Source organism: bacterium (genome assembly GCA_009926305.1).
Lineage (GTDB): Bacteria > Bdellovibrionota_C > UBA2361 > UBA2361 > RFPC01 > RFPC01.
This window is the reverse complement of the sequence record RFPC01000038.1, coordinates 1-7,500: the sequence shown is the minus strand read 5'-3', so window position 1 is coordinate 7,500 and position 7,500 is coordinate 1. Positions and strand designations below refer to the sequence as shown.

General features: G+C 46.3%; 6 protein-coding genes (1 of these 6 only partly in view). 3 read left to right on the top strand and 3 right to left on the bottom strand.

The features are described from left to right. The 3 genes in view from EBR25_07650 to hutH are tightly spaced (at most 7 nt apart) and all read right to left on the bottom strand, a layout consistent with a single transcriptional unit that may run on beyond the window. Positions 1 to 1,794, bottom strand: the 5' portion of a protein-coding gene (locus EBR25_07650) for a urocanate hydratase (protein NBW40863.1). 210 nt of this gene lie to the left of the window's left edge; only the first 1,794 of its 2,004 coding nucleotides appear in the window; its start codon is at positions 1,792 to 1,794; the stop codon falls past the left edge of the window. Positions 1,795 to 1,801: 7 nt separating this feature from the next. Next, positions 1,802 to 3,037: an imidazolonepropionase gene (locus EBR25_07645; GenBank protein NBW40862.1), complete on the bottom strand. Its 1,236-nt coding sequence runs from the start codon at positions 3,035 to 3,037 to the stop codon at positions 1,802 to 1,804. Next, positions 3,037 to 4,548, bottom strand: coding sequence for a histidine ammonia-lyase (gene hutH / locus EBR25_07640; GenBank protein ID NBW40861.1), 1,512 nt, complete (start codon positions 4,546 to 4,548; stop codon positions 3,037 to 3,039). The genes EBR25_07645 and hutH overlap by 1 nt, the downstream gene beginning before the upstream one ends. A gap of 89 nt (positions 4,549 to 4,637) precedes the next feature. Here hutH and EBR25_07635 point away from each other — a divergent pair, with 89 nt between their 5' ends. The 3 genes from EBR25_07635 to EBR25_07625 form a co-directional block, all read left to right on the top strand. After that, a complete protein-coding gene (locus EBR25_07635) occupies positions 4,638 to 5,672 on the top strand; it encodes an arginase (GenBank protein NBW40860.1) in 1,035 nt (344 codons plus the stop codon). Between the two features lie 206 nt (positions 5,673 to 5,878). Then, a complete protein-coding gene (locus EBR25_07630; GenBank protein ID NBW40859.1) occupies positions 5,879 to 6,820 on the top strand; it encodes a hypothetical protein in 942 nt (313 codons plus the stop codon). Between the two features lie 173 nt (positions 6,821 to 6,993). Then, positions 6,994 to 7,500, top strand: a 507-nt coding sequence (locus EBR25_07625) for a protein kinase family protein (protein NBW40858.1), incomplete at its 3' end; no start/stop codon positions are given.

Here is a 7,500-nt window from a genome sequence, read left to right as displayed (position 1 = left end):
ATCGAGCACCATGCCAAATCCTCCGTTAATCGATTTGCCAATGCCGACGCCACCCCCATTATGAAGAGCAACAAGGCTAAATCCTCTTGCAGCATTTCCCGCAAAGAGTGTCGTTGCCATATCCGCCATGATATTTGACCCGTCTTTTATATTTGCAGTCTCTCGGAATGGAGAATCCGTTCCACCGGTATCGTGATGGTCTCTCCCGAGCATGATGGGCCCAACTTCTCCATCTCGAACCATTTTATTGAAACGAAGCGCCATCATTTTTCGTCCAATAGCATCTTGATACAAGATACGAGCTTGAGTTCCTACCACGAGCTTATTTTTCATTGCATCGCTAATCCATTGATAATTATCGTTGTCTTGATAGGTCAGAGTTGGACGCACTGATTTTATACATTCTGCTGCAGCATCATCAGTCTTTTGCAAATCTTCCTTTTTCCCGCTCAGACAAACCCATCGAAAAGGCCCATAGCCATAGTCAAAAAGTTCTGGTCCTAAAATGTCTTCAACATAGCTGGGCCAAATAAATCCATTGCGATCATCTACCCCATTTTGAGCAATTTCTGTTATTCCCGAATCAAAGACTGCTTTTAAGAACGCATTTCCATAGTCAAAAAAGTACGTTCCATTTTCTGTGAGAGCTTTTACCGCCTGATAGTGGCGATGAAGGGACGTATGTACTCGTTCCCGAAAGGTTGCCTTATCAGTCGCGAGCATTTGTGTGCGTTCCTCAAAGGTAAGCCCCTGTGGGCAATACCCCCCGTCATAGACTGCATGACAACTTGTCTGGTCTGAAAGGAGCTCAATGTGTTCTTTCTTTAAGACGGCATACTCTAAGAGATCAACAATGTTCCCATGGAAGGCGATCGAGGTGCTGTCTCCCTTCTGTCTTGCTTCGTTTGCTAGACGGAATGCTTGTTCTGGAGTGCTCGCTATTTGGGAGACCCACCCCTGTTCGTGTCGAGTCGTAATGCGGGATATGTCGACTTCAGCGATAATACCAATACCTCCGGCTATCTCAACTGCTTTTGGCTGAGCTCCACTCATCCCTCCAAGCCCAGAGCTCACAAAAAGTTTTCCCTGAAGATTTCCGTCTTGAGGAATGCCGAGTTTTAGCCTGCCTGCGATGAGTAGAGTGTTATAGGTTCCATGCACAATTCCTTGTGGCCCAATATACATCCAGCCTCCAGCCGTCATCTGTCCATAATTTGCTACTCCCAGTGCAGCTGCTCGGTGCCAGTTCTCTTGATTATCATACATCCCAATCATCAGTGCATTGGTGGTAATAATGCGCGGCGCCTGTGGGTGTGAAGCAAAGAGTCCAAGAGGATGTCCGGAATGAAGAACAAGGGTGTGTTCTTGAGTAAGAGCCTCTAAATATTTTTTAATGAGGCGATATTGCATCCAGTTTTGACAAACCTGCCCTGTTTCTCCGTAGGTCACGAGCTCATATGGATAAAGGGCAATATCGTGGTCAAGATTGTTGTCGATCATGACCTGAAATGCTTTTCCCTCTAAGCAGTTGCCTCGGTATTCATCAACCGGCTTTCCTTTTATCTGTTCATGCGGACAAAAGCGATACCCATAGATTCTTCCACGGGTAAGCAGCTCGTTGAGAAACTCTGGTGCAAGCTGTTCATGATGTTGCGGTGGGATGTATCGAAGGGCATTACGTAGAGCAAGCTTCGTATCCGCTTTGTTAAGCGTAAACTCCCGAGTCGGAGCTCTTCGTATTCCGTCCTTAAAAGCCGGGGGCTGTGGAAGGTGATCATCGAGTTGTATCTTCATAGTTTCTTCAAAGCGTGTTCATGGTGCCGTAGAGAAGCTCTCCTTCCTTTACGGTAGCCACACAGTTATTGGATTGAAATTGATAGAGCCAGTGATTCACTGAGGGGGTGTCAAGGAGTGCAAAGTCAGCGTTCTTGCCAAGCTCCAATGAGCCGACGGTATTCTCTATTCCAAGCGCTTGTGCTGCATAGAGTGTTGCTCCTTTGAGTGCCTCGGAAGGGCTCATTCGATTCAGGTTACATGCAAGCATGAGCGCCAGGGGCAGGTGGTAGCTTGGAGCAGAGCCAGGGTTAAAGTCTGTAGCGACTGCGATAGGGATGTGTGCTTCAATTAATCGTCGCGCATTGAGTGGTGTCTGTTGCGTATATAAGGAAGCAATTGGCAGCGTTACGCCAACAACACCAGTGGAGGCCATTTGTGATATTCCGTGATCAGAGATTTGTTCAAGATGATCAGCTGAGATAGCGCCGAGCTCTGCGGCAAGAGCTGCACCACCCCCGTCGCTTAGCTGATCGGCATGGAGTTTGGGTCGTAGGCCGTGTTGCTTTCCTACTTCCAAGATGTTCCGCGCTTCATCGATTTGAAATGCAGAATCTTCCACGAATATATCGCAAAAAGTTGCAAGATGTTGCTCCGCAATCGCGGGAATCATCTCGTTGATTAAGAGATCGATATACCGTTTCCGATTATCTCTATATTCTTTGGGAATGGTGTGTGCGCCGAGGAATGTAGTGAGGAGCGTAGGTTTTTCGGAGTTTTGTAAGGCTTGATATACAGAGAGCAGTTTCATTTCATCTTTTAGGCTAAGCCCATAACCGCTTTTACATTCAACCGTCGTGACGCCAAGAGCTATCATTTTATGCAACGTCTCTCTTGCTCGTTCAGTCAGTTCCTCTTCGGAAGCAGCTCTTGTGCTCTCAACGGTTGAGAGGATGCCTCCCCCCGCTTTTGCAATCTCTAGGTAGCTTTTCCCGAGCGCTCGCATCTCAAACTCCGCTGAACGTTCTCCCCCGAATGCTAAGTGGGTATGGCAGTCGATGAGGCCGGGGATAACTACGTGGTCTTTTGCATCGAATGATATCTCTGTCTCGAGCTCGCTTGGAGCATCGGATTCTTTCCCAACCCAGGTGATTACTCCTTCCGTATTCCAAGCAAGAGCAGCATTTTCGATGGGAAAGATATCGCTTTGACCGCCACTGCTCGAGCATTGATAGAGGGTGCGGATATTTTTCAGAACTGGCATTATACAAGCTCTCCAATCTCAGCTTCTACTGCCCGTATAATTTCATCTGAGGAAAGAAAGGAGAACACTTTTTTGAAATCTTCTTGAAAGGTCTCATCCTGGTTTCGATGAGGGATAGCAGAGCGCACAACGTGATATGCGGCGTGTACACCCTTGCCAGGAGTAAGGGGCTTTCGAAAATCGAGTGCTTGCGCAGCGCAGAGAAGTTCAATTCCAAGAACATGTCGCACATTATTAAAAATCTGTAAGAGTTTGGTTGCACTGATACTACCCATACTCACATGGTCTTCTTGGCCGCAAGAAGTTGGGATTGAATCAACTGAGGCAGGATGTGCGAGAACTTTGTTTTCAGATACGAGAGAGGCTTGAGTATATTGCGGAATCATGAATCCACTATGCAGCCCGCCGTCCTCGAGAAGAAGTGACGGGAGCTCATCATACCCAGAAAGAAGGAGGTAAGTACGACGCTCAGAAATACTTGCTAATTCTGCTAGGGCGATAGCGGCATAATCCATTGCGAGAGCAATCGGTTGTCCGTGAAAATTTCCGGCGCTGATAATATCCCCATCTTCAAAGACAAGTGGATTATCGGTTACAGAGTTTATCTCTGTTTCAATTACTTCAGAGGCGTGTTTCAGTGCTCCGCGCGATGCTCCATGTACCACAGCCATACATCTCAGCGAGTATGGGTCTTGCACCTTATCACAGTCCTTATGTGACTCCAGGATATCGCTTTCCTGAAGGAGTTTCATGATATTTGCTGCAGAATGAGCCTGTCCTGGATGAGGGCGAAGCTCTTGAATTTTTGCAAGAAAGGGATTTTTACTCCCACGTGCGGCTTCAAGGGACATTGTTCCAATGATGTCACACATCTTCAGAAGGCTAGATACTTGTGAGAGGACATGCGAACCGTATGCTGTCATGAACTGAGTACCATTCAGGAGAGCGAGCCCTTCTTTCGCTTGGAGGGTGATGGGGGAGAGCTTATGTTTTTGAAGAATCTTGGAAGCTTCAATAGTCTGATTTCCATCGCTTGTCCAAAAGAGTCCTTCACCAATGAGAGGTAGTGCCATGTGAGCAAGTGGAGCAAGATCGCCAGATGCACCAACACTTCCCTTCTCGGGAATAGCTGGAATGAGATCTTTTTCTAGGAGGGTACAGAGTCGCTCAAGGGTTGTTTGAGAGATGCCAGAGTGTCCAAGACCAAGAGCATGAATTTTTAGTTGGAGCATAAGTCGAGAGATTTCTTTGGGAATAAGCGGCCCAACTCCAACGCTGTGGCTGAGTATAAGATTCTTCTGGAGTTTAAGAAGGCTATCGAGCTCAATACGTTTTGTAGCGAGTATGCCAAAGCCTGTATTGATCCCGTAATAACTCTTTTTGTCGGAGAGAGCGCTTTCAACGACATCCCGAAATGGCGCAAGCAAGGCAAACTGCTCTTTGATAGAAGAAATTCGGCCATCTAAATCGTGATGAAGAGAAGAGAGCTTGATGTGCGAATCGTTTATCATAGCAAGTATATGTGTGTGATGATATGGCGCCTATGGATAATATCCTTGTACACTAAAGGGAGGGGACTACTAATAGTGTACACCGAGATATGACGAATCGACTAACCTTATTTTTAGAGGAACATCGTGAGCGGTATGTGGTTTCTCGTATTGGTGAAGTAAAGGTTGGTGAAGTCTTGCCTCTACTTTCCCAAAGTAAAGAGGGACAGCTTTCTGCTGCTCTTCAGGAGGCGAAGAACAGAGGTGCTCAATTTGCAATCCTTGGTATCCCTGAGGATATTGGACCCAGAGCAAATTGTGGCCGGGGTGGCGCGCATCAGGGATGGGACGCCTTTTTACAAACGTTTTTAAATATTCAAGCCAACACGTTGTTTCCGTCAGCCTCTGCAGTCCTCGTAGGAGAAGTGGAGCTTCAAGATCTTCAAGAGCAGTCAAAGGATGGTGATATAGATCATCTGCGACATTTGTGTAGTGAGATTGATGACCGAGTCTATCCAATTATTAGAGAAATAGTTTCTGCGGGCCTGACGCCAGTTGTTGTTGGTGGTGGGCATAATAACGCTTATCCGATCATGAAGGGGTTTGTAGAGGGAAAGCAGCTCTCTGCCATTGGGTGTTGTAATTGTGATGCGCATGCTGATTTTAGAAATCGGAATGGCCGCCACAGTGGGAATGCTTTTCGTATTGCGTACGAAGAAGAGCTTCTTAAAGCATATGCCATTGTAGGTCTTCATGAGAACTATAATTCACAAGAGACACTTGGAGCATTCGCTGACGCGAATTTTCGATATATCTCTTTTGAGACAACGCATGTAAGACGAGAGTATCTTTTTGAGGATGCATTAAAGGAGGTAGCAGATTATCTTCTGAAGACAGGCCTTCCGATCGGTATTGAGTGCGATCTTGATGCGATTGCTACTATGTCTGTTAGTGCTCAAACTCCATACGGACTGACATTAGAAGAAATGGCATTCTATGTGCACCGAATGACGAGTGACCTTCCGGTAGCATATTTGCATTTGGCGGAAGGTGCGCCCTGTTGGCAGCCTGTTACTGGTGAACGATACATTGGTCGCGCACTTACATTGCTCGTGTCTACCTTCCTGAAAGCAGCTCGGTCTTGAGAGGGGAGAGGAGTTGTTCTGCTTCTGTCCTTGCTCCCTGTGGGTTCTAGCAATGAATCTTGGTATTATTGGTACAGAATAGATCCTTGTGAAAAAAATTAATGCACTACCAGAGAGAGCGCGTTAAGCTCTATGACCAACATACGCATTAGTCAAACAAGTGCGAGCAAGGCGCTAGCAGAGTAATTTTAGGAGAAAAGAGGGTAATGAATATTTGTAAGCGTTACGTTGCATCCCGAAGTGTTTTTTTGTTAGCCGCTTTTGGCTTTATACTCATAGCTCATGGTACTGTCGTAGCGAATGATAAGACGACAGCTTTTCAGTCGCTTCAGCAGTATTTAGAAGTCATGATAAGCGAGTATCCTCCTACAGATGAGAGTGGTGATATAAAGAAAAAGAGTCCTTTTGGTGTTCAGGGAAAAACGAGCAAGTTTTGGAATCTCCGGCCAAAAGACCCTGAGACTCATGATCTGAAATCGATTCAATTTTTCTCCCTCTTTCAACCTACGCAGTATTCTGTCGTCTCGGAAGAGGAGGCAGGGCAATTTATCCGCATAGATCTTGATATGCTGATTGGCAGCCCTCTACAAAGGCGTCTCTCAGGTAAAGATTCTCCTGTAAGACGAATCCAATATCAGCTTGTAGATACCGGAGATGGTAATTGGAAGCTTGTTAGCTTTTTAGACCTTACGGCTCGTGATCTGGCGAAGCAGCGTAAGGAAGAGATTGAAGAAAAGAAGAGCTTTGCACAGGTTGAAGAGGGGCTTTCTGCCAAGGATCATCTGACGAGTTATCTGAATAAGATGATATCAATGCATCCTCCAATGAATAAGAATAATAGCGGACAACAGTTTATGGCAAATACGTTTTCTCAAGCAGAGACTGGATCAATGGTTATTGACCAGTACTGGAGTATAAGGGATCGGATGGCCAAGCGTGCCAGTGCTCAGAGCATGTCGCCATTTTCTATGTTGCGTCCAGGCGCCTTTTCAATCACTGACTTTAACGAGCAGGATAAGAGTGCTCGAGCAACTGTTTCTCTTGAGGCAGTTGAGGGGCTGATGAAGTCTATGGCAAAGCGAAAGCTCTTCTATGAGCTAGAGAAGCTTCCTGAGGGGTGGAAGATCGTTGGATTTGAGTGGCGCTAAAGAGCGCTGTCCCATGTGCCTCCAAAAATGAGGAAAGGAGGCGGGTGCCTCAAGCCGAGAGGATTTTATCAACATCTCTTCCCGCAACTCTTTAGAATCCAATCGCTCTGGAGTATAATAGCACGTTAGCAGTTTGGAAGAGATGAGACGCTCTAGCAGAAGAAACAAGTTATATGCAGTCATTTTCTTTGAAAGAAAAAACGGTACTTGCTGGAAGGTACCGAATTGAAAAAGCCCTCGGGTCTGGCTGGGAAGGTGAGGTATACCTTATCTCTGAACTTGGTACGGGCATAGAACGTGCGGTCAAACTTTTTTATCCGAATCGGAATAAGAGACGCTCTGCTTCTCGGCGTTATGCGCGAATGCTTCACAAGTTACGGGGACTGCCATCGCTTATTCAGTATCATGGGCATGAAGAGATTGAGATTGGGGGAGAAGAAGTTGTAGCACTGATCTCTGAGTACATTGAAGGAGAGATCTTAAGTGCCTTTATCAAGCGTCAATCGGGAAAAAGGATGACAGAGCTGCAAGCAGCGTTACTGCTCTATGAACTTTCGTGTGGAGTTGAAGGGATTCACTTAGCGGGTGAGTACCACGGAGATCTCCATCCGCAGAATGTCATAGTGTGTCGGTATGGGCTTGGCTTTGATGTGAAGTTTGTTGATTTCTACAACCATGGA

Excerpts from the sequence above, each read along its gene's own strand:
- hutH (NBW40861.1), bottom strand. The coding sequence starts at position 4,548 with ATGATAAACGATTCGCACATCAAGCTCTCTTCTCTTCATCACGATTTA.
- EBR25_07645 (NBW40862.1), bottom strand. The coding sequence starts at position 3,037 with ATGCCAGTTCTGAAAAATATCCGCACCCTCTATCAATGCTCGAGCAGT.
- EBR25_07635 (NBW40860.1), top strand. The coding sequence starts at position 4,638 with ATGACGAATCGACTAACCTTATTTTTAGAGGAACATCGTGAGCGGTAT.
- EBR25_07630 (NBW40859.1), top strand. The coding sequence starts at position 5,879 with ATGAATATTTGTAAGCGTTACGTTGCATCCCGAAGTGTTTTTTTGTTA.